Source organism: Thermus sp. H19.2, assembly GCF_054979525.1.
In genome coordinates this window covers 25,682-44,983 of record NZ_JBUFDB010000003.1, presented here as the reverse complement: position 1 = coordinate 44,983, position 19,302 = coordinate 25,682, and the positions used below count along the sequence as shown (strand labels likewise).

The following is a 19,302-nucleotide window of genomic DNA, read 5'->3' as shown; positions in this document are numbered from 1 at the left end:
CGTCGGGACGCTGCTGACCGCCGACGAACACCCTAAGCTGGGTTTGCTGGGCCCACGCCGCAGAAAGGCTCAGTCCTAGAGCCAATATGCCCAACCAAATCTTCCGCATCACCCATCACCTCCCAATCAAAGTGCCCCAGACCTCCTGAGGCACTTTGATGCCTTGTTGAAGCCCCTCAAGCCGCCTCTCGGCCCGCCTCGAGCCCGGAAGGCGGCCACCCACCGTCTCCAGGTGCCCCCGCAACTGGGCAAGCCGATGGGGTAAGCTGGGGGAAAGGCAAGCAGCGTCTATCCCCACGAGCAGAAATCCCGGGAAGGCCTTAGCCTCCGGCGCCTTCCAAGGAAGAGGGAGGTCGGGGCTGAGCACGTCCCCCGCCAAAGCACCCGCCAACACCTCCACCAGGACGGCTAGGGCAAGCCCCTTGCCTCCCCCTATGGGAAGCAACGCCCCTTCCAGGGCCGCCTTGGGATCGGTCGTGGGCCGCCCTTCCCGGTCCACGGCCCAACCCTCGGGGATAGGCTCTCCCCTCTGAGCCCTCTCCAAGATCTTCCCGCGGGAGACCACGCTGAGGGCCAGGTCCACCACAAGGGGCTCCGGCTCCATAGGCGCCCCCAAGGCCATGGGGTTTGTTCCCAAGATCGGTCCCGGGGCCAGGGCAGGCGGGGTGTTGGCGAAGGCCAAGCCCACCAGGCCTGCCTGGGCCAGACGCCGGACGTAGGGACCCAAAGGGCCCACGTGCCCCGCCCGGCGCACGGCCACGGCAGCGAGGCCCTGCTCCTTGGCCACGGGCACCAAAGCGGCCACCGCCTCCAGGGCCGCCCAAGGCCCCGGAGCCCCGTCGGCGTCCAGAAGAGCCAATCCGGGCCGGGCCCACCGGAGAGCCATCCTCGGCCTGGGGTTCAGCCCCCCCCGCTCCAGCTGGGCGGTGTAGATGGGAAGCCGGGCCAAGCCGTGGCTTCTGAGCCCCTCCAACTCCGCCTCCACGAGGACCTCCGCAAAGGCCCTCGCTCCCTCATCGGGAAGGCCGAGGCGGAGGAAGTGGGCCTCCAGGGCGTGGCGAAGCTCCTCCGGGCTAAGCCGCACGAAGCACCTCCAAGACCCCCCGCACCACCTGTTCCCCTACCCGGGCTTGGGCTTCGCGGGTGAGGCCGGCGATGTGGGGGGTGATTAGGCAGGTCTCAAGCCCACGCAAGGGGTGGTCCTCGGGAAGGGGCTCAGGATAGGTCACGTCCAGAACAGCCCCAGCAAGGTGTCCTTCCCGGAGCGCTTCGTACAAGGCCCCGTGGTCCACCAACTCCCCCCGGGCGGTGTTGATCAGGTAGGCGCCGGGACGCATGCGGGCAAGGGTTCTTCGGTTCACCAGGCCCCGTGTTTCGGGGGTAGGGGGGGCGTGGAGGGAGAGGAAGTGGGCCTCAGAAAAGACCGCCTCTAAGGGAAGAAGCTCCACCCCCACTCCTTCCAGGGCCGCCTCCCAAGGCTTCCGCAAGGGGTCGTAGCCCACCACCCGCATACCCAGGGCCCTCGCCCTCTGGGCCACCCGTAGACCCACCTCCCCGAGGCCCACAAGCCCCAGGGTCTTCCCCGCAAGCTCGAACCCGCCGAGGGACAACCGATCCCCTCCCTGGGCCGCCCGGGGTAGGTTTCGCGCTAGGTGGAAGAGGGCGGCGAGCACGTACTCCGCCACGCCCAGGGCGTTGGCCCCCGGGGCATAGACCAGGGCCACGCCCCTCGCCCGCAGGGCCTCCTGGTCCACGTTGTCCAGCCCCGTGCCCAAACGCCCCACGACCCGGAGGCGAGAAGCCCCTTCCAGGAGGGCCCCGTCCACCCGGATGCGGTTCCGGACGATCAAGGCCGTGGCCTCGGCGAGGGCCCGCTTGAGGCTCCCCGGGTCGCGCCAGAGATCAGGCTCGTAGCGGTGAGGGTAGCCTACTCCCCGGAGAAGCTCCAAGCCTCTTGGGTCTAGCTCCTCGGCCACGAGGATCATGTCCTCCTCCTAGGCGCTTGGGTAAAGCCGGGTCAGGACGAACTCGGCATGGCCCAAAAGCTCCGCCGCGGTGCGCCTTCCCCGCACGGTCCGCTCGAAAACGTCCAGGATCCTAGCTGCGGCCTCCTCCAGGCCAATCTCCCCCAGGAGCAGATCCGGCAGAGGAACGTCGATGTGCTCCGCCATGGTCTCACAGGTCTTGGGGTTAGGGGAGATCTTAATCACGGGTACAAGAGGGTGGCCCACCACGTTTCCCTGCCCCGTGGTGAAGAAGTGGAGCACGCTTCCCCCCGCCACCGCCAAGGTGATCATCTCCGCGGCGGCGCTGGAGGAGTCCATGAACACCAGCCCCTCCCCGGGCCCCACGGGTTCCGCTGGCCTCAGCACCCTCCGGACAGGCCTGGTACCCGTCTTTTGGATGTTGCCAAGGGCCTTCTCCTCAATAGTGGTGAGCCCCCCGCGGATGTTTCCCTCGGTAGGCTGGGAGCCCAGAAGGTCCACCCCCTTGGCCTCGATCATGGCCACGTAATCCCGATAGGTCCGCAGGAAGGCTTCGCGTACCTCGGGGGTGGCGCACCTTGCGGCGATGAGGTGTTCCGCCCCGGTGAGCTCGCTGGTCTCCCCAAAGATCACCGTGGCCCCCTCGTCCACCAGCCGATCCACCACCCGCCCCAAGGCCGGGTTCCCCGCAAGCCCCAAGGTGGGGTCGCTCTCCCCGCATTTGATGGAGAGGACAAGCTCCCTAAGCTCCACGGGCTCCCGCTCCAGCTCGCTCGCCTCCTGCATCAGGCGGTAAGCCGCCCGGGAGGCCTGCTCTATGGTCCTTAGGTCCCCGTACCCCTCTATGGAGAAGGCCTCCACGGGCTTCCCCGTCCGGGCGATCTCCTCGGCCACCCGCTCCGTCCACTTGGGCTCTATACCGATGACCACCGCTCCAAAGACATTGGGGTTCGCCCCGTGGCCCGAAAGGGTCCTAAAGGTGAGCTCCAGGTCCTCGCCGAACTGCAGGCGGCCGTAAGGGTGGGGCAGGGCCACCACGCCGGGGATCAGGGCCGCCACGCCCTCCGCTGCACGGTTGGAAAGGTCGTCCACGGGGAGAACCACCACGTGGTTGCGCACCCCCACCCACCCGTTGGGGCGCCGGTAGCCGGTGAGCCTCATCGTCCACCCCCGAAGTCCCACCGCAGGCTGCGGAGGTTATGGGTGTGCACGTGGGCGCCCCGGTGGATGGACCGGGTAGCCCGCCCGATGGGCTCCCCGTACTCCCGCACCACCTCACCTTCGGCGATGTCTTTGAGGGCAACCTTGTGGCCCAAGGGAATAGGCTCCAGCACCTGGACCCGCAGGGGCTCACCCCCTTCCAGAACGGCCACCTCCACCTCCTCGCCCGGGCTTAGGTCCGCCACCGCCACGGCCACGTGATCCTCACGCCGATGCGCCGCCGCCTTGCGCATACCTTTTGCCTCCTTCCTTATGTCCGGGATTTTAAATCTAAAATCTTGACCCGTCAAGTCCTGTCCAGTATGTTTAAACCAGATGAAGAAAGCCATCCCCAGGACCACCCTCACCCAGGAGGCCTACCGGGCCCTGCGCCGGGCCATCCTCAACCGCACGTACCCCCCCGGTACGAAGCTCGTGGTCCGCGAACTCGCCGAGGGCCTGGGTCTCTCCCCCACCCCGGTCAAGGAAGCCTTGGCCGCCCTGGAAAAGGAAGGCCTCGTCCAGGCCATCCCCCACCGCGGTTACATCGTCCCCAAGCCCGACCTCGAGGCCATCCGGGAAATCTACGAGCTCCGGGAGGTCCTGGAGGGCCTCGCCGCCCGGCTCGCCACCTTGCGGGCGAGTCCGGAGCTCACCCAACGCCTGCGCAGCCTGTACCAGAAGCAGGTGCAGGCCGCCGAGGAAGGGGACCTGGAGGGCTACGGGGACCTGGACCTGGCCTTCCACCGTGCCCTATGGGAGGCCGCGAAGAACCGCAGGCTCCTTAGGGCAGCGGAAAGCCTGGACGGCCAGGTGCGCCTTCTCATCAGCACCTCGGCCGCGGTGCCGGGGAGGCTTCCCTCGGCCTTGGAAGAGCATAGGGAGATCCTCGAGGCCCTCGCCGCCGGCGATCCCGAGGCCTGCGAAGCCCGCATGCGCCACCACATACGAAACGCCTGGAGGGCCCTAGATGCCCACTTCCGCGCTCAGTTCTGAAGCGGGGTATCCCCGCTCCCGGTCGTGTAAGGATTTAAGTGTGTAAGGATTTAAGTGTTAAGAATCCCTGTTTAACAGGGGGCACACCTTGGAACGAGGAGGTGCCCCCCTATTAAACACGGACTCTTACACATAAATCCTTACACGACCCGCGTAGCTGGCCGTGTAGGAGTTTTACGACAGCCTCTTAGACCGAGAATTGGTACCGCTCCAACACTGAAGGCCACCACGCGCTCAGCGTCTACCCCCACGGGGGCTCCTCGAGGGCCACGTGCCCAAAGCGCTCTCGGACCATCCACCCCCTTCCCAGACCTATCTCTCGGAGGAGCGGCGCAAAAACCGGACGATCGTCTCCCGTTCCTCCGGGTGAAGGGCGAAGAGGTCAAAAGTAGCTCCATCAAGCTCCTCTTCAAGAGCTCGTATTTCCTGCTCGAGGATCCGGTAGCGGTCACGGAGGTCCGCAAGGACCTTTAAAAAGGCTTCGGCATCCCGGGGATCCTGAGGGAGCTCCCACCCCAGAAACTCTCCCCTGGAAACGACCCGGCGCTCCCTCAGGATCTCGAGAACCAACCGGGCATGGGACTCGTGGGGGAAAATGAGCTCACCCCTGCCCACCCTGAGGACAGCCTGGCCCTGGAGGTCGGTCAGGATTTCAGCGCGCTCCGCATCCATCTTTTGGGCTAGGCCGCCCCACCGGGCCAGGTTTTTAAGCGCATCTCTGGGCGGGGCCTTTCCAGACCTCTTGAGCTCCTCCCAGTAGTCTTTCGGGAAGGAGGCCAGAGCCTCCTTCACCCGGCGGTACTCAGCCGTCCTTCGGGTGAGCTTGTCGACGCAATCGGCCAGGCGCCTTTTCTGCGCATCGGTGGCCTCAGGAAAAGGTATCCACTTAAGGAAAGCGTCTGCATAGGACCAAAAGCCCCCCGAGTAAACGCTGCTTATCTGCTTTAGATAGAAGTCCGAAACCGAGCTGTTCAAAAGGCCCAGAAAAACTGGCGCCAGAGCCTCGTCTTTCAAGCTGATCCCGTAGACACCCCCACCCTTGCCTCCTGCTTGAAACAGAAACCCACCCTGCCCGTCGTTAGCGTATTTGGCCGAAGAGGCGAGGAGCTGTACAAGGAGCTTCGGCCGTGTGGCCGCCTCGAGGCTTTGCGGCCTCGCCAGGTCATACCACCGCCACTCGTCCTCCTCACCCTCCCGATAGCGCCCCCCCTCCCGGGCCCGGAGCTCCTCCTCGTGGCGTTTCAGGTAGGCCCAAAGGTGGGGGTAGTCCCTGTCCAATAGCGGGGCGTCTTCTGGCCATCCCGCGAAGGGCTGGAAGACCTCCACCTTCCCCCTTCCCCTTGGCCGTTCCCGCCGGTAGTGGAGGTTCCCACTATGGGGGATCAGGTGCCAGCCAGGGTCTTCCCTGGTCCTGCCTTCCCCATCAGCCCTGGTGACCACGCCGAACCAATAGGGGAAGATGACCCAGTACCCCTTCCAGTCCAGGTACCACCGGTCCACATCCCGCCCGAAGAGGAAGGGGCGGAGGACCTCCCGCTCTAGGACCACCGGGTTCTTCCAGGCGTCGGGGTCCCCCTCCTTGCCCTTGGGTACCAGGTAAAGCAGGCCGCGGTCCTTGTCCTCGTCCACCTGCTTCAGGACCATGACCTCGTCGAGGCCGGTAGCGATGCCCTGAAAACCGCCTCCCCGGGTGGCCGTAAAGTTGAACAGCCGACGGGCCTGGGAAGGGATCTGATCGCAACCAGGGTGGATCTGTGGTAGGCGCCCCACCCGGTCCAGCTTCTCCCAGACCGCCCGCTCGTCCGGGGGCATGAGGTACCACCCCCGGCGCCAGAGCCATTCGCTCTCGGCCAGGAAGAGGTCCCCGCAGTCGCTCCCCTTCAAGGACAAGGGCAGGTGGGGCTTTTTCGGGGAGAGGGAGGCGAACCCTGAGCGCACAGCCTCTAGGGCCTCGCCGGGGGAGACAGGCAAGGCCCTGGGTAAAAAGCGGGCCACCCTGAAGCGGTAGGGACTCTCGGGCGTCCTGTTCTCCAGGACAGTGATCGCCGGGTAGACCATGACCTCCCTGAAGAGCCGCGTGGCCTCGTCAGCCCCGGGCGGCTCAAAGATGGCCGCCCCTAGGTCTGTCAAGGAGACTAGGGTGGCTTTTTTGGGCAGCTCCTCCCGGAGAGGGGCCGCGTAGTTGACGGTAAGGAAGCGGTTGGAGGTAATGTACCCCAACTTTCCCCCCTCCCTAAGCCAGCCCGGGCGCTCGCCCCGTCGGCTTTGGAGAGCCCGCTCCACGAAGGGAATGTAGATGTCAAAGTTCCCCTCCATCCAGGCGTAGTGATCCTTCCAGTGGGCCTTTTGAAACTCGGGCAGGTTCTGGATACGCACGTAGGGCGGGTTACCGACCACGAAGTCGTACCTGAGGACGTGTTTAAGCACCATGCCCAGGGCGAAGTCCATGAGGGCCTTGAGGAAACGGCCATCCCCGTGCTTGGGTCGAAGTTCCTGCAAAACCTGCCAGACTTTCTCCGCGTAGGGACGAAGGCGGTCTGCCAAAGCCGCATCCAGCCCAACTCGCCCAACGGTCTTCCGCAAAAGCTCGGACCAGGGCTCGGAGTAGAAATACCGCTCCTCGTTGCGGTTTTGCCAGTAAACCGCATCAAAGAGAGCCTCAAGAGCCAAAATCCACTCCCGCTCATTCCGCACCAGGCCGTTGTTTACCGCCCAGTCGGGGTTCGGGAAGGTGACCTCGGCCACGGGCTCGCCCTTCTCGGCCTTAAGGGGTAGGGGTACCTTGAGGGCAATCTCCTTCTCGCCGAAGTCCAGGCCCATCTGGACACCGGTTTGGGCGTGCCGCTCCTCCCTTCGCCCCTCAAAGAGCTCCTGTCGAAGGGAGTCCGTCTGGACCACGGGCAGATGCCGCAGGACCAACTCAGGGTCCTCCTCCAGGGCTTTGAGATAAGCCCCCACCAGGTGCGAGGCCAGGTTGACCTGGCTCATCATGACCGCGAAGGGGTTGATATCGAAGCCCACCAGGACGTAGTCCTCAGTGAGCTTGCGGAGGATCTCCCGATCGGGAACGCCCCTCTGGCGTTCGTGGTTCAGGAAGCGGCGGAGGGCCTCGATGAGGAAGGTGCCCGAGCCGCATGCGGGATCCAGCAGGCGCCCCTCCCCCGCATAGCCCACCTCGTCCAGGATGTACCGCACCACCGCCGGAGGGGTGTAAAACTCGCCCAGGGCCTTTCGGGTCTCGGGGTCGAAGTAGCGCTGGTAGAGCTCGCCCAGGAAGTCGCCCCTAAGCGTCCGGAAGTTAAAGCGGAAGAGGGCAAGGATCACCCGGGCCAGGGCCTCGCCGAAGGCCTTCTCCTCCGGGCTGTCCCCCGTAGCTTCCCGCCACCAGTCAAAGAGGTCGGAGGCGTAGAGGGAGCTTAAAAACCTCTCAGCATAGGCCTCGAAGGCCTCTGCGACGGCCCGGGTGTAGGCGGTGGGGGGAATCCCCATCCGGTACTGGTCCAGGCCGATAACGCGCCGCAGGTGGGCGGCGAGGGAAGGCAGAGGCGACACCTCCCCGCCGTGATCCTGCACCGCCTTAGCCAGGATGAGCCGGGCGGTGAGGGCATACGCGGTCTCCAGGGCAAACATAAAGCGGTACGGCTCATCCTCACCCACGGGGCGGAAAACCTCCCAGGCCTTGGGGAGACTCTCGGGCTCGTGGGCGTAGATCTTGCGCCAGAAGGAGTACGCTCCCTGCAGGAAGCGGCTCTTTTGTGAAAAGGCACCCACCAGGCGGTGGGTGGCGTGGACCAACCGCCCGAAGGGACCGAGCTCCTCCAGATCCTTGGCCGGCTCACCCCCCTCCTTGGTCAGTCCGAAGGCGTGGATGAACTGACGCCCGCCCTCTCCCTGGGGATCCTCCAAAAGGATCTGATCTGCCTCCGTGTGGCTGAGGGCCTCCAGAACCCGCTGCTGCTCCCTCAGCTCCAGGGAGACCTTTGCAAGGCCCTCCAAGGGGCTGGGGTCATCCAGAAGGTCCTCTAGGGTGTGCCGTTCGGGCCCCTCCCAGACGAGGCCTCTTCTCCGATAAAGCCAGAACACCTTACCGTTGGTGAGGAGCCCGTAGAGGGGGCGCAGCTCCATCCTGTAGCGCGCCAGCTGCTCGGAATGGCCGGCGAGCTCCACCTCGGGCTTCTTGAACTCGAGAATCGCCTGAATGGACTCGTCGTCGTTGAGCAAAAGCACGTCGGGGATTCCACCCCTGCCCTTAACCTTGCCCCGAATGTCCCGGCCCACCCGGGTGTAACCCAAAGCCTCGTAGAAACCCGAACCGTGGAAGAGCTTTTCAAGCTCGTCCTCCGTATGGACGTTGGAAAGGCCTTCCCGGATGCGAGCCAGAGCCTCCCGGAGTTTGGTCCCGTCCACCAGACCACCCCCTAGCCTTCCAGGAGCTTTTGAATCGCCTCGAGGTGGTGCTCTAAAGCCTGCCGCTTTTCGGGAGGGAGGACTTCCAGGTCGAGCTTCGCCAGCCTCTCCCCCACCTCCCGGTGCCAGGGCTTAGGGGCCCTTTGCCTCCGCAAGGCTTCCCGCACCCTGGCCTTGAGCTCCCGCAAGGAAAGCCCCGCCCTGGCCTCCTCCAGGAGGGCCCGCCTCAGAGCCTCGTCCCGCACCTTCTTGAGCTCCAGGGCGGCGGTGTAGGGAATCGCCCCCTCCTCCAGAGCTACCTTCAGGTCCTCGGGGAGGGAGAGGAGGGGGAGGCGGTGGCGGACGAAGGACTCCCAGGTCATCCGGCCCAGGGCCCGGAAGACCTCCTCCACCCTCTGGGCCTCGGGGGTACCCGCAACGTTGCGGGTAATCTTCCCCTTCACCTCATTGCGCATCCTGTGGAGGAGCCCCACCACCTCCTCCCGGCTTTTCCCCAAGTCTTCCGACAGGAGGTCCAGCACCCCCAGGGTCTCCTCGTAGGGGTTCAAGTCCTCCCGCTGGAGGTTCTCCACCAGGGCGAGGAGGCGGGCCTCCTTCTCCGGGAGGTCCAGGACCCGGACCGGGACCTCGGAAAGCCCCGCCATGAGGGCGGCCCGGTAGCGCCTTTCCCCGGCCACGACGGCGTACCTCCCGTCCCCGAGGGGGCGCACCAGGAGGGGCTGGAGGACCCCCTTCTCCCGGACGCTCTCGGCGAGGGCCTCGAGGTTCTCAAAGCGCTTGCGGGGCTGGGGGGAGGGGACGAGGACCTCGAGGGGAAGCACCTTCCCGCCAGCCTGCACAGGCTTCTTCTCCATCTCCTCCAGGGCGGAAAGCGCCCGGGCCAGGAAGGGGTCCATGGGGCTCGGCTTGCGGCTCATCAGGCCACCTCCTTGTGAAGGTCAACCCGAATATCCTCCAGAACCCGCTCCAGGAAGTCCCCTAGAGCCCGCATCTCCCGGCGCACCTCTTCTCCCCCCACGGCCTGTACGGGCACCCGCTGGACCTGGGCCTCCCGGTACACCGCCGGGCGGCGCACCAGGGGCGGAGCGAGCGGGATCCGCCCACCGATGGTTTCCAGCTGGGCAAGGACCTCCCGGTCCCGGACCGTGCCCTCGAGGCCGTTCGGAATGAGGGCCCGAACGAAAGTTGTTCCGCCCCACATCCCCAGGGAGGCCAGCCCCTCCGCGTAATCGCGGGCGACCGAAAGCACCGTGGGCAAAGCCTGAAGCCCCTTAGGGGAGGCCTCCACGGGAACCAGGAGGCCGTCCCCGGCCATGCCCGCCACGCCCGCGAGAGAACCCAAGGAAGGAAGGGAATCCACGAAGATGAGGTCGTACTCTTGGCGGAAAGCCTCCAGGGCCTTCCTCAAAGCGAACATCTTGTAGGGCTCCCGAATGAGGACGAGCTCGGCCCGGGCGAGCTCCACGTGGGCCGGAACGAGGCTCACGCCCGGCAGGACCTCCCGAGGCCTGAGCCGTCCCTTCCCCTCTAGAAGCCCAAGAAGGGTTTCCTCCACGGGAGCGTCCTCCACCCCGAGCCAGGCGGAGAGGTTGGCCTGGGGGTCCACGTCCACGAGGAGTACCCGCTTTCCCCGGGAGGCCATCTCGTACCCCAGGTCCCGGGCAAGAGAGGTCTTCCCTGCCCCCCCGGCGTGGGTGAAGAAGGTCAGGACCACTCCCTCGCCGCCAGGGGCCTCCACCTCCTTCACCACGTACCAGTACCGGCCTAAGCGCCGCGCGTTGAGCCTCCCCTCCTGGATATACTTCAGGGCGCCGGAGTAGGAGAGCCCTTGCTCCAAGGCCCACTCCTTGAGGGGAACCAGGATGGTCTTGGTCATGTTGGAAGCACTATAACCCCATCGCCCCCGTGTGTCAAATCCCACGGGGCGTGTGCTCCATCACGCCCCCGGAAGTAAGGGGATCGGAAGCTCCCTCCCCAAGGCGAGCCCCACCGGCACCTCCCCCACGAGCCTCCCCCGTTCCACCCGGCCCAGGACCAGGGCCAAGCCCCCGGGAGCCGGGGCCAGCTGGGGGCGCCGGAGGAGAAACCGCACCACAAAGGGGGGAACCTGAACGGGATCCTGAGGCACCACCCGCACCCGGCCTATGCCCTCCAAGGCCCCGAGCCACTCGCCGAAGAGGAGGAAGCGGAGGGGCTCCCCGGGCACCGCCCCCACCGGAGCGGGGGAGAGGAGGGCGGCGTGGGCCAGGTAGAGGCCCGTGAGGAACCCTTCCCGGTCCGTCCTGGGGTGGAGGACCACCCGATAAAGCTCAGGAACCAGACCCTTGCGCAAGCCCCCCGGGGCCTTGAGGCGCTGGGTGAAGAGGCCGGGGGCCTCGAGGCGGAGGCTCGCCCTCCCCCTTAGGGGAGCGAGGTGGGCCACCCCCAGGACCTGGGCCCGGTGGCCTAGGCGGAGTCGTCCCACAGGCGGACCGGCTCCACCCACCGCACCACCAGGCGCCGAGTCGCGAGGCGCACCTCCCCCTCCACGTAGACCCCGCTCCCCACGCTGAGGCCCTCCAGGAGGCTGAGAGAAGCCCAGAGGGTGAGGGTGAAGGGCTCCTTGAGGCGCCCTCCGGGGTTGGGCCGCACCAGGAGGCCGAACCTCCCCTCCTCCCGGTCCACGAAGGCCACCCGGCCCTGGGCCCAGAAGAGGGGCTTCTCCAGGACCTCTTCCCCGGCGGGCCTGAGCTTCCCCAAAAGAGGCTTCTTCTCCAGGAGGCCTCTGGCGTCCGTGCGGGGCCAGTAGTGGACCAGAAGGCGCTCCCCGATAAGCTCGGAAAGAGGGCGCCCCCGGTGGACCCGCGGGAGGGGGAAGGAAGCCCCGTCCGGCAGGCGGAGGCGGTGGAAGGTGTAGATCTGACCGTTCTCCGCCCGCACCTCCCTCACCGCCACCTGGCCCACGGCCAGCACCACGGCGGAGTAGTGGTGCGGGCGCTTAGAACCCCCGCCCGCGAGATGCGCCGGCGCGTGCCCTTGGTGCTCCATGGGCTCGGCCCTGACCATCCCCTTCACCCTACCACACGGGCCGCGAGGACGAGCTCCCGCTCCACCAGGTAGGCCACCCCGTCCACCTCCACGAAGGCCTTGGCCCCGCCCCCGGTCCACCCGGCGAAGTACCCCCGCCTTCCGTCCGGAAAGAGGAGAAGGGCGTCCTTAGGTACCTCTTCCAATGAGGGTGGGGGAGGGGAGGAGCGCTCGGGCGGGGCGAGGTCTTTGAGGAGGCAGTCCAGGTAGGCCGCCGGGTAGCGGACCGTGCCCAAAAGGGCCCCCTTCAGGGTGCGGTCCAGGGCGAGGAGGAAGCCCTCCCCCAAGGGCAGGGCCTCCCGCTCCAGGCGCTCCAGGTAGGCCCGCCACAGGCCCTGGTGGGCGAAGCCCGGGCGGAAGACCCGGTAGAAGTCCCGCCAGAGGCCCGCCCGCTTCAAGGCCTCTTGGAGGGGGCGCCTTGTGCCATCCTTCACGAGCCCCGGGGAAGGCTTCGAGGGAGAGGAAAAGCCGGGAGACGGCGAAGGGGCAGGAAAGGCCGCTCCTAATCCGTTCCCTGGCGGAGGAGCGGGGACCGTCTCCTCCTCTGGGGCCTCGAGGTCCGTCTCCGCCTCTTCCGCCTCCGCCGCCTGGGCGTGAGGGTGAGCAGGATTTTTTTCTTCAGAGGTTTGATTCTCTTTCTTTATTTCCGGCTCGGAGCCAAGCTCGTCCTGGAGGACGTTTTCCCCCAATTCGCCTTGCAAACCTTGCTGAGAGGCCTGCACGGCTTGCTGAGAGGTGGATGAGAGATCTTCTCCATCCAGGGAGGAAAGCCACCACCCGGTGGCGTCCCGCTCCACCAGGCCCGCCTCCCAGAGGGCCAGGAGGGCCTTCTCCACCGTGCGGGGGTCCCGCTTGAGGAAGCGGGCCAGGTCCTTCGTGGAGGCCTTCTTGTGGTGGAGGTTCCTGCGGGTGGCGAGGGCGAGGAAGACCGCGATCTCCCTGTCGGAGAGGCCGCTACCGAAGAGCTTGTTGAGGAGGAGGTTGGGGATGAGGGTGAATCCGTTTGGCGCTTCCAGATGGGTCCAGCCGATTCGCGCTCCCACGGTTGCCTTTTGGGCCGCTTACCCCCGGCCCTGGGGCCCGTGGGGCTCCCACCCGGGTTGACATTTCCCCTTTTTCCTGCTACCTTTGGGTTAGGTGTGGCCAAAGGTACCAAGACGCTTGCGAGGGTCCCGGGGGAAACCCCGGACTTTCTGCTTTAGCGACCTCGAGAAGTCCCTACCTGACCTCTCACCTCCTTAACCCTGGAGTCTAGCACGTCCCCCCCAGGGTTGGCTACCCTCACCCAAAGGGTAGCAGACTCTAAGTCTTTTGGCAATACCTGGCTTTTACAACACCCGCCATCCCCGTACCAGGCCCAGGACCTCGGGGCGCTCCTCCCTGAGCCAGAGGGTGGTGAGCTCCGGGTGGAGAGGGTAGAGGGCCAGGGGGTCCCTCTCCAGGGCCTCGTGGGGGAAGAAGGCGGCGTGGCCTTGGGCCTTCCCCAGGTAGACGGCCTGGGGCTGGAGGAGGGGTCTGAGCTCCGTGAGGACCCAGACCCTCCGGGCGGTGGGGAAGGGGAGGTCCAGGGTGGCGAGCCACTTCCCCGGGACCTCCAGGAAGGCCAGGCGTTCCACCACCGCCCCCCGGGGAAGCTCAGCCGGAGCGAGGAAGGCCCGGGAGGCGGGCTTGCCTTCTTCCAGCTCCTCGGGGGAAGTGTAGACGGGGAGGGTGAAGGGGACGGAGCCCAGGTCGTCCCCGGGGACCTCCTCCCCCATGACCTCGGAGAGGGTGAGGCCGAGGGCCCGGGCGAGGCCCACCAGGTACTGGGCGGAGAGGGTCTTGGGGTCCACGGCGCCCCGCTCGATCTTGGCCATGAGGCTGGTGGAGAAGCCCGCCATGCGGGCGAGTTCTTCCTGGGTGAGGCCGAGCTCCCGCCGCCTCTCGCCGATGCGGAGGACGTGGCGGGGGAGAGGGCGTTTGCTGGTGCGTGGCATGGCCACACGATACGGCCTGTTCTTTCCTAGTGCAACAGCAATACTGAGGAGCGCTCAAGGCAGGAAGGCTCCCTTTGCGGCTGCAAAAGTGGGTTTGTGCGGACTCTTCAGGATAAGCTGTCCCTGGTGGAGCCGACGTTCGCGATCTACGTGGACGAGTACGGGGAGACGGGGGCAGACCTCACTTCGGCGCAACAGCCCCTGTACGTTTTCCTGGCCACGCTGATTCCTGCGGGGCCTCGTTACCTCCAGCTGGAAAGGGAACTCCACCGGATTGCGGGGGAGCTGGCCACTCTTTTGGGACTGGAAGGGGGTCTTTCCCTGCATGCGGTGGATCTTTACCAGCGCAAAGGCCCTTACCGCCGCGCCAGAGGTGGGAGCGGCCTAGAGGTGGCCGAGGCTATGCTCTGGTTCCGCTCCGTTTTGGAGGCGGTTTCTAGGGAGGCGGAAGCCTTTGTGGCGGTCCATGTGGAGAAGCCCACCTTGGCAGAGTTTCTCGCGGGTGAGTCCAAGTCCAGCCCGAAAATCACGGGGATGGACCTGCGTGGGGCCCTTTTCGCCCTCCTGCTTCGTGAGGTTGAGGTCCGCCTTAGGGAAGCGAGAGGGTACGGGTTTGTCTTCTTCGAAGCGTCCCATCCCCGTGATTTCGGGGGGTTCCTCGAGGTCCTTCCCTTTGAGGCCCTCAGGCGGGAGGGAAAGCTGAGGGTTCTCGGCGTCCCAGGCCCGATAGGGAAGCGGCATCAGATGGGCGCTGCGGCTGACTTTCCGGCCTATGTTTACGGCCGGTACCTCAAGGCGGAAAGCGGGTGGGAGCCCCCTCGAGAGGAGATAGGAATGTGGTTCAGGGAGTTTTTGGAAGACCGCCTTTTTACTCGGGACGTGACCTCCGAAGTGTTCGTCTTTTTGAAGGATCCGGCTTCACGGGAGCGGCTTTGGGTCCTTCCCTAACGTACTAAGCCCGGGGAAACCCCGGGCCCAGTCCCTAATTAGTAGGGTAGCCGAGAGGGAAGACCCTGTCAATGGGGGTGGGAGTCAAACTTGACCGCTATACTGCATAGAGCCCCAGGAACTTGAGGGCGGAGAGGGGATGGAAGGAGAAGGCCTCCATGGCCGCCTTCTTCTCCCTGACCCCTCGGCGGTGGAAGAGGGAGACCAGAAAGGCCCGGAGGACCGCCAAGACCCGCGCCCCCACCCCCCGCACCTGGCAGGCGTCTTCACGGAAGAGAACGTCCCGCACCCAAAAGGACCGGTTCTCCACCTCCCACCGGGAAAGGAGAAGCTCCCCAAGCCGCCTCGCCTCCGCCACCTCCGGCCCCAGGCTGGTGAGGGCGTAGCTCACCCTTCGCCGCACCTCCCCCGTCCCCTTGTGCACCACCTCCCGCTCCAGCCGCACCACCTGCCGGCACCCGGGAAAGGCGCGTATCTCTTCCGGCAAGTGGGGGGAGGCCCAGACCCGGTAGGTCCACACCTCCCCGTCCCGCGCCAGATTCCACACCGCCTCGGTCTCCCCGGGAAGCCGCCTCTCCTCCATCCCCTTGAACACCTCCAGAGCCCACTCCAGCAGTTCCCCCTGGTTGGCCTTCAAAAGGAAAAGGTAGGCCCCCCTTTTTGCACCACCTTCCCCGCCACCTCCGGGTACAGGTACCCCGCGTCCCCCACCACCACCTTCCCCTTGAGCCCCTCCGCCCCAAGGCGGTCCAGGAGCTCCAAGAGGGCTTGATCCTCCCTCCCCTCCGCCTGGGCCTGGGCCAGGGTGGTCCGCAGACCCAGGGCCAGGACCTCCACCAGCCTGACCTGGGGGCTTTTCCCCTTGCCGCTTCCCCGAAGGTGCTTCCCGTCCACCACCAGGACCTCCCCCAGCTCCACTTCGGGAAAGACCTTGAGCAGGGCTTCCTGGAGCTTATGGGGGTCCAGGCGGTGCAGGAGAAGGGTGAGGATGGTGTGGCCCGGGGGCTTGCGCAGGCCGAGGTGGGGCAAGAGGTGAGGGTTGGCGCGGGCGAAGCGTTCCACGCCCCTCAGGGAGTCCACGCGGAACTGCTTTCCCGTCAGGGAAACACCTTGTGGAAAGCCACCAGGATGAGGGCCAGGAGGCCCCACAGGGGGTACCGCCGGTTTCGGGCCCGGGGGTCGGGGATTCGGGACAAAGCCTCGCGTAGGGTCATGCCCCTTCTTTACCCTGAGCCCGCACATCAGCCAAGTCTGGGATGGGCGTGGTGAACGTATCGGATTCCTCCAACCATCTCTTTGCGCTCAAGGACACCGGGGGCAACGACTGGACTCCCAGCCTCCCCAGCCCCTGGGGAGCGGGCCAGTTCAGCGTAGACGGCGACCAGCTCACCTTGAGCTACCCCGGGGCCCAGGGGTACCAAATTTTTGCATACTCCGGGCTTCTCCGGGACAGCACCTCCAGCTACGACCTGAAAACCCAGATCACCGTTTACCCAAGTGGGTCCACCACCACCTACACCCTCCCCGTGGTGCCGGGGCTGAACTACGCCCTCGCGGATCCAAACGCCCGCTCGGTAGACTTGACCCTCAACGCCTTCTTGGGGAACATGACCCAGGCGGGAATATTCTTTGGCGGAGGAACACCTACGGAAAGCCTCCTCGCGGGCCTGGACGTCTCATGGGCCCAGAGGAGAGTGTCCTTCACCGGGCCCTCCTACACCCTGCCCTAGGGGAGAACTGGTCCAACCCCGGCCCGCTGGGGCCGGGGTTTCGCTTCACGCCGGGATAGCCCTGGGATGGAGGACAAGGAGGTGGAGGTGGCCCCCGGGGCCGCCTAGGCCTCGGGTATCATGCCCCCGTGGAAGCCAAAGCCCCCCTGCTCTACTACGCCACCCTCTACGCCCGGGGGACCCTCTTGCCCCCGAAGAAGCCCAAGGCGCCCCCCGTCCTCTCCCTCCCCGAACTGGGCGGGGAGGTCCCCCTCACCCGCAAGCGCCTCCCCCCCAAGACCCGCAAGGCCCTGGCCAAGGTCCTCGCCGCCCACCCCGAAGGCCTGGAGGTGGGCGCCCACCTCTGGCCCAAGACCAAGGAGGGCCGCCTGGACCTGGCCAGGTTCCAGCTCCCCCGCTTCTCCCAAGACCCCGCCCGCTGGGAGGGGGTCTACGGCCGCTTCTTCGCCCTGGGAATCCCCCAGGCCTGGGAGGAGGTGGCCGGCTACCTGGTCCTGCAGATCCGCCCCAACCCCCAGGGCCTCCTCCCCAAGCCCTTCCCCCTGGAGGTCCTGGTCCCCAAGGAACTCCGCCCCAAGGTGGCCCCGCCCGGGGAAGGCCTGGCCCTGAGGGCGCAGGGGCGGGTGGTCTCGGGCCTCCTGGTGGTGGAGGAGCTGGAGGCCCTTCCCCCGCCTCCCGCCAGGGTTGATGAGGTCCCCACCCCGCCCCAGGAGGGGCCCGCCAGCCCACCTGAGTCAGATCTCCACCAGGGCCAGAAGGGGCCCTAGGCCTCCCGGGCCTCTGCCTGTAAGGGGAGCCCCGTGCCCAGGGCCCGGGCGTAGAGCACCAGGGGGTCCAGGTCCAGCCCCCCGGGCCACACCGGGGCCCCGAGCTCCGGGTCCACCCGCACCCGGGCGAAGAAGTCGGGATCCCGGAGGCGGGAGAGAAGCCCGGGAAGCTCCAGGGCCTCGAGGTCCACTACCCCCTCCTTCCAAGAACCGGAGCCAGGGCCTCGGCCCCTCAGTCCAGGGGCTTGGCCTCCACCATCGGTCCCACCCTTCCCCGGAAAGGCCTCTGGGGCTGGAGCGAAAGGGAGTAGCCCCGCCAGGGCAGGGCCTTAGGACCTAAAGGGCGCTCGGTGCGCCTGATCGCTTGGGTTCACGGGAGGAAGCTCCAGTACCACTTCAGGTAGCCCGCCTCGTTGGGGTCTTCCACGACGACCAGCACCTTCAGTCCCTTGCCCTCATACATGTCCCGGGGCATCAAGCGCGGGCCCGGGGTAGTCAACCGCCCATTTCCGGTTTCACAAAAGAATGCGGAGCCGTACCGCTCTGTGGCTGCAAGCGGAACGGGAAAACTCCACTGGGCGGGTTCGACTACCACACCTCTAGGTAGAACCTCTCCAGGTGCCGGGGGCGTGGGAGGGCTGGTGGTGGGCTGGAGGGTGATGGGAGGGTAGTATTCGTCGGTGTTGACCATCTTCACGCCCCCGGGACAAAGGCTGGGGCTTTGCGGGTAGTACAGAAGGAGGATGTGAGCGGGAGCTGGGGATGGACAAGCCGTCAGGATCACCCCCAGCATCGCCAGTAGACCGAGGCTAATCCACCTGGGCATGCCTCACCTCCTATCGTCACCTTCCGAAACATGCTTCGTCTCCTTCCGGGAACCTTGAAGTTCTCTTTCCCATCTTCACCCAGGAGGTCTTACAAAAACCTTAAACGCCCCCCGGCGCCAGGACCAGAGGAGACCCCCGGCCTCCTGGGCCTCCGCCCGTAGGGGGAGCCCCGTCCAGGGCTCGGACGGGAAGCTCCGGGGCCTCGGCCTCCTGGCGGCGCTGGGATCCACGCTTCCGCCCCCCAAGGGAGGCCCCGGCCTTCACCGCCTCCCGGAGCTCCTGGCCCTGGAGGGGCGGGATCTGGGCCCGGGCCTCCGGGGGAAGCCGGCTCCGGTCCGGCCTTCCCGTGGAGGAGGTCGGCCACACCCGGGTCCCCCGGTAGTTCTTCCAGGTCCACCCGGACACGCTCTTCGCCGTGTGCCCCACCTCCCGGGGGTCCAGGGGGCCCTTGGGGTGGTCCCGGGAGAGGGCGTGGTTCAGGGCGTGGGCCCGCTGGTACACCCAGGTCCGGAAGGCCTCCCAGCCCCTAGTGAGGCCCCGGAAGGCGTTCGCCTGCCCGTAGGCCTCCACCCTGAGGCGGTCAAAAAGGGCGCAGTTCCGCCCGTAGGAGGAGAGTTCCCACGTGGACTATGGGGCGGGTAGCTTGCGTCCCTGGGTATCCTGTTATAAAACAGGTATAGGAGGACCTATGGCACCCCCTTTGCCGGAAGGGCAGAAACGGGTTCTTTTGGAAGTTGCCAGGTTCTTGCGCCACGGTCTTTCCCCCACGGCCCACGACCTGACCCGGGCCTTGGGCCTGCGGCCGCAGACCGTGCGCCAGCACCTGGAGGCCCTGGCCCGGAAGGGCCTGGTGGTCCTCCACCCCCAAGGGCACGGCCGCCCCACCCACGTGGAGCTCACGCCGGAGGGGAGGTTTCTCACCGGTCTGGCCATCCCCGTGGTGGGGCGGATCCCCGCGGGGCCCCTGGAGGAGGCTCTGGAGGAGGTAGAGGGCCTCATCCCTCTGCCTGCACGCCCCAACCTGTTCGCCCTCGTGGTAGAAGGGGACAGCATGGCGGATTACCTCCTGGAGGGGGACGTGGTGGTGGTGGAACGCGGGGTGAGGCCGAGGCGAGGGGAGATCGCCGCCGTGCTTTACGAGGGGAAGACCACGCTCAAGTACATCTACCCCGAGGGGGACATGGTGGTCCTCAAACCCCACAATCCCGCCTATCCCACCCTGCGCCTGCCCGCTTCGGAGGTGGAGGTCCAAGGGGTGTTTCGCTTCCTTCTCCGGGGGCAGGAGGCCCTCGAGGCGATGCGGCTTCTTTTGAGGTGGAGCTATGAGCACTGAAGCCCTTTTCCGCGTTCGGGTTGAAGAGGAAGGGAGGTCAGGGTTCCGGCTGTTGCGGTTGCTCCCC

Annotated in this window: 19 protein-coding genes and 1 pseudogene; 5 read left to right on the top strand and 15 right to left on the bottom strand. The window is 66.5% G+C overall.

Features of this window, described 5'->3' with window-relative positions; genetic code table 11:
* Positions 1 to 115 precede the first annotated feature (115 nt).
* Genes ACY5J6_RS13885 through ACY5J6_RS13870 form a run of 4 tightly spaced genes read right to left on the bottom strand, consistent with a single transcriptional unit; the run spans position 116 to position 3,439 of the window.
* Positions 116 to 1,084, bottom strand: coding sequence for an Ldh family oxidoreductase (locus ACY5J6_RS13885; RefSeq protein WP_462846873.1), 969 nt, complete (start codon positions 1,082 to 1,084; stop codon positions 116 to 118).
* Positions 1,074 to 1,985 carry a hydroxyacid dehydrogenase gene (locus ACY5J6_RS13880; RefSeq protein ID WP_462846872.1) on the bottom strand — a complete coding sequence of 304 codons (912 nt, stop codon included), beginning with the start codon at positions 1,983 to 1,985 and terminating at the stop codon, positions 1,074 to 1,076. Before ACY5J6_RS13880 ends, ACY5J6_RS13885 begins: the two co-directional genes overlap by 11 nt.
* Before the next feature lie 9 nt (positions 1,986 to 1,994).
* A complete protein-coding gene (locus ACY5J6_RS13875) occupies positions 1,995 to 3,146 on the bottom strand; it encodes a UxaA family hydrolase (protein ID WP_462846871.1) in 1,152 nt (383 codons plus the stop codon).
* Positions 3,143 to 3,439, bottom strand: a complete 297-nt coding sequence (locus tag ACY5J6_RS13870) for a UxaA family hydrolase (RefSeq protein ID WP_462846870.1) — start codon at positions 3,437 to 3,439, stop codon at positions 3,143 to 3,145. Before ACY5J6_RS13870 ends, ACY5J6_RS13875 begins: the two co-directional genes overlap by 4 nt.
* A gap of 82 nt (positions 3,440 to 3,521) precedes the next feature.
* Here ACY5J6_RS13870 and ACY5J6_RS13865 point away from each other — a divergent pair, with 82 nt between their 5' ends.
* Positions 3,522 to 4,181: a GntR family transcriptional regulator gene (locus ACY5J6_RS13865; protein WP_462846869.1), complete on the top strand. Its 660-nt coding sequence runs from the start codon at positions 3,522 to 3,524 to the stop codon at positions 4,179 to 4,181.
* Positions 4,182 to 4,493: 312 nt separating this feature from the next.
* On the opposite strand, the gene ACY5J6_RS13860 is transcribed toward ACY5J6_RS13865, so the two are convergent.
* The 7 genes from ACY5J6_RS13860 to ACY5J6_RS13830 all read right to left on the bottom strand — a co-directional run bounded on the left by ACY5J6_RS13860 (position 4,494) and on the right by ACY5J6_RS13830 (position 13,630).
* Positions 4,494 to 8,588 carry an Eco57I restriction-modification methylase domain-containing protein gene (locus tag ACY5J6_RS13860; protein WP_462846868.1) on the bottom strand — a complete coding sequence of 1,365 codons (4,095 nt, stop codon included), beginning with the start codon at positions 8,586 to 8,588 and terminating at the stop codon, positions 4,494 to 4,496.
* 11 nt (positions 8,589 to 8,599) lie between these two features.
* Positions 8,600 to 9,442, bottom strand: a complete 843-nt coding sequence (locus tag ACY5J6_RS13855) for a ParB/RepB/Spo0J family partition protein (RefSeq protein ID WP_462846874.1) — start codon at positions 9,440 to 9,442, stop codon at positions 8,600 to 8,602.
* A 62-nt stretch (positions 9,443 to 9,504) separates the two neighbouring features.
* Positions 9,505 to 10,464: a ParA family protein gene (locus tag ACY5J6_RS13850; RefSeq protein ID WP_462846867.1), complete on the bottom strand. Its 960-nt coding sequence runs from the start codon at positions 10,462 to 10,464 to the stop codon at positions 9,505 to 9,507.
* A 60-nt stretch (positions 10,465 to 10,524) separates the two neighbouring features.
* Positions 10,525 to 11,052: a hypothetical protein gene (locus ACY5J6_RS13845; protein WP_462846866.1), complete on the bottom strand. Its 528-nt coding sequence runs from the start codon at positions 11,050 to 11,052 to the stop codon at positions 10,525 to 10,527.
* The gene (locus ACY5J6_RS13840) at positions 11,034 to 11,633 is read right to left on the bottom strand and encodes a hypothetical protein (RefSeq protein ID WP_462846865.1); all 600 of its coding nucleotides are present in this window, start codon (positions 11,631 to 11,633) and stop codon (positions 11,034 to 11,036) included. The genes ACY5J6_RS13845 and ACY5J6_RS13840 overlap by 19 nt, the downstream gene beginning before the upstream one ends.
* Before the next feature lie 5 nt (positions 11,634 to 11,638).
* Entirely contained in the window at positions 11,639 to 12,697 is a 1,059-nt protein-coding gene (locus tag ACY5J6_RS13835; RefSeq protein WP_462846864.1) for a hypothetical protein, read from the bottom strand.
* Between the two features lie 285 nt (positions 12,698 to 12,982).
* Complete coding sequence (locus ACY5J6_RS13830; protein ID WP_462846863.1) at positions 12,983 to 13,630, bottom strand: helix-turn-helix domain-containing protein; 648 nt, start codon at positions 13,628 to 13,630, stop codon at positions 12,983 to 12,985.
* A gap of 126 nt (positions 13,631 to 13,756) precedes the next feature.
* On the opposite strand from ACY5J6_RS13830, the gene ACY5J6_RS13825 reads away from it, so the two are divergent.
* Complete coding sequence (locus ACY5J6_RS13825) at positions 13,757 to 14,578, top strand: hypothetical protein (RefSeq protein ID WP_462846862.1); 822 nt, start codon at positions 13,757 to 13,759, stop codon at positions 14,576 to 14,578.
* A gap of 97 nt (positions 14,579 to 14,675) precedes the next feature.
* On the opposite strand, the pseudogene ACY5J6_RS13820 reads toward ACY5J6_RS13825, so the two are convergent.
* Positions 14,676 to 15,792 (bottom strand): annotated as a pseudogene (locus ACY5J6_RS13820) (ISAs1 family transposase).
* Between the two features lie 51 nt (positions 15,793 to 15,843).
* On the opposite strand from ACY5J6_RS13820, the gene ACY5J6_RS13815 reads away from it, so the two are divergent.
* Entirely contained in the window at positions 15,844 to 16,308 is a 465-nt protein-coding gene (locus ACY5J6_RS13815) for a hypothetical protein (protein ID WP_462846861.1), read from the top strand.
* A gap of 128 nt (positions 16,309 to 16,436) precedes the next feature.
* Positions 16,437 to 17,075, top strand: a complete 639-nt coding sequence (locus ACY5J6_RS13810; protein WP_462846860.1) for a hypothetical protein — start codon at positions 16,437 to 16,439, stop codon at positions 17,073 to 17,075.
* Here ACY5J6_RS13810 and ACY5J6_RS13805 read toward each other — a convergent pair.
* From ACY5J6_RS13805 to ACY5J6_RS13795, 3 genes are all read right to left on the bottom strand, one after another.
* Positions 17,072 to 17,266: a DUF2442 domain-containing protein gene (locus tag ACY5J6_RS13805; protein WP_462846859.1), complete on the bottom strand. Its 195-nt coding sequence runs from the start codon at positions 17,264 to 17,266 to the stop codon at positions 17,072 to 17,074. The genes ACY5J6_RS13810 and ACY5J6_RS13805 overlap by 4 nt on opposite strands.
* Positions 17,267 to 17,445: 179 nt before the next feature.
* A complete protein-coding gene (locus ACY5J6_RS13800; RefSeq protein ID WP_462846858.1) occupies positions 17,446 to 17,901 on the bottom strand; it encodes a hypothetical protein in 456 nt (151 codons plus the stop codon).
* Positions 17,902 to 18,001: 100 nt separating this feature from the next.
* Positions 18,002 to 18,472: a primase C-terminal domain-containing protein gene (locus ACY5J6_RS13795; RefSeq protein WP_462846857.1), complete on the bottom strand. Its 471-nt coding sequence runs from the start codon at positions 18,470 to 18,472 to the stop codon at positions 18,002 to 18,004.
* A gap of 118 nt (positions 18,473 to 18,590) precedes the next feature.
* On the opposite strand from ACY5J6_RS13795, the gene ACY5J6_RS13790 reads away from it, so the two are divergent.
* The gene (locus ACY5J6_RS13790; RefSeq protein ID WP_462846856.1) at positions 18,591 to 19,235 is read left to right on the top strand and encodes a LexA family protein; all 645 of its coding nucleotides are present in this window, start codon (positions 18,591 to 18,593) and stop codon (positions 19,233 to 19,235) included.
* Positions 19,236 to 19,302: the final 67 nt, after the last annotated feature.

Bases quoted from the DNA above. Each gene is read 5' to 3' on its own strand.
- ACY5J6_RS13880 (WP_462846872.1), bottom strand. From the start codon at position 1,985: ATGATCCTCGTGGCCGAGGAGCTAGACCCAAGAGGCTTGGAGCTTCTC.
- ACY5J6_RS13875 (WP_462846871.1), bottom strand. From the start codon at position 3,146: ATGAGGCTCACCGGCTACCGGCGCCCCAACGGGTGGGTGGGGGTGCGC.
- ACY5J6_RS13870 (WP_462846870.1), bottom strand. From the start codon at position 3,439: ATGCGCAAGGCGGCGGCGCATCGGCGTGAGGATCACGTGGCCGTGGCG.
- ACY5J6_RS13865 (WP_462846869.1), top strand. From the start codon at position 3,522: ATGAAGAAAGCCATCCCCAGGACCACCCTCACCCAGGAGGCCTACCGG.
- ACY5J6_RS13855 (WP_462846874.1), bottom strand. From the start codon at position 9,442: ATGGAGAAGAAGCCTGTGCAGGCTGGCGGGAAGGTGCTTCCCCTCGAG.
- ACY5J6_RS13850 (WP_462846867.1), bottom strand. From the start codon at position 10,464: ATGACCAAGACCATCCTGGTTCCCCTCAAGGAGTGGGCCTTGGAGCAA.
- ACY5J6_RS13840 (WP_462846865.1), bottom strand. From the start codon at position 11,633: ATGGTCAGGGCCGAGCCCATGGAGCACCAAGGGCACGCGCCGGCGCAT.
- ACY5J6_RS13830 (WP_462846863.1), bottom strand. From the start codon at position 13,630: ATGCCACGCACCAGCAAACGCCCTCTCCCCCGCCACGTCCTCCGCATC.
- ACY5J6_RS13800 (WP_462846858.1), bottom strand. From the start codon at position 17,901: ATGCCCAGGTGGATTAGCCTCGGTCTACTGGCGATGCTGGGGGTGATC.
- ACY5J6_RS13790 (WP_462846856.1), top strand. From the start codon at position 18,591: ATGGCACCCCCTTTGCCGGAAGGGCAGAAACGGGTTCTTTTGGAAGTT.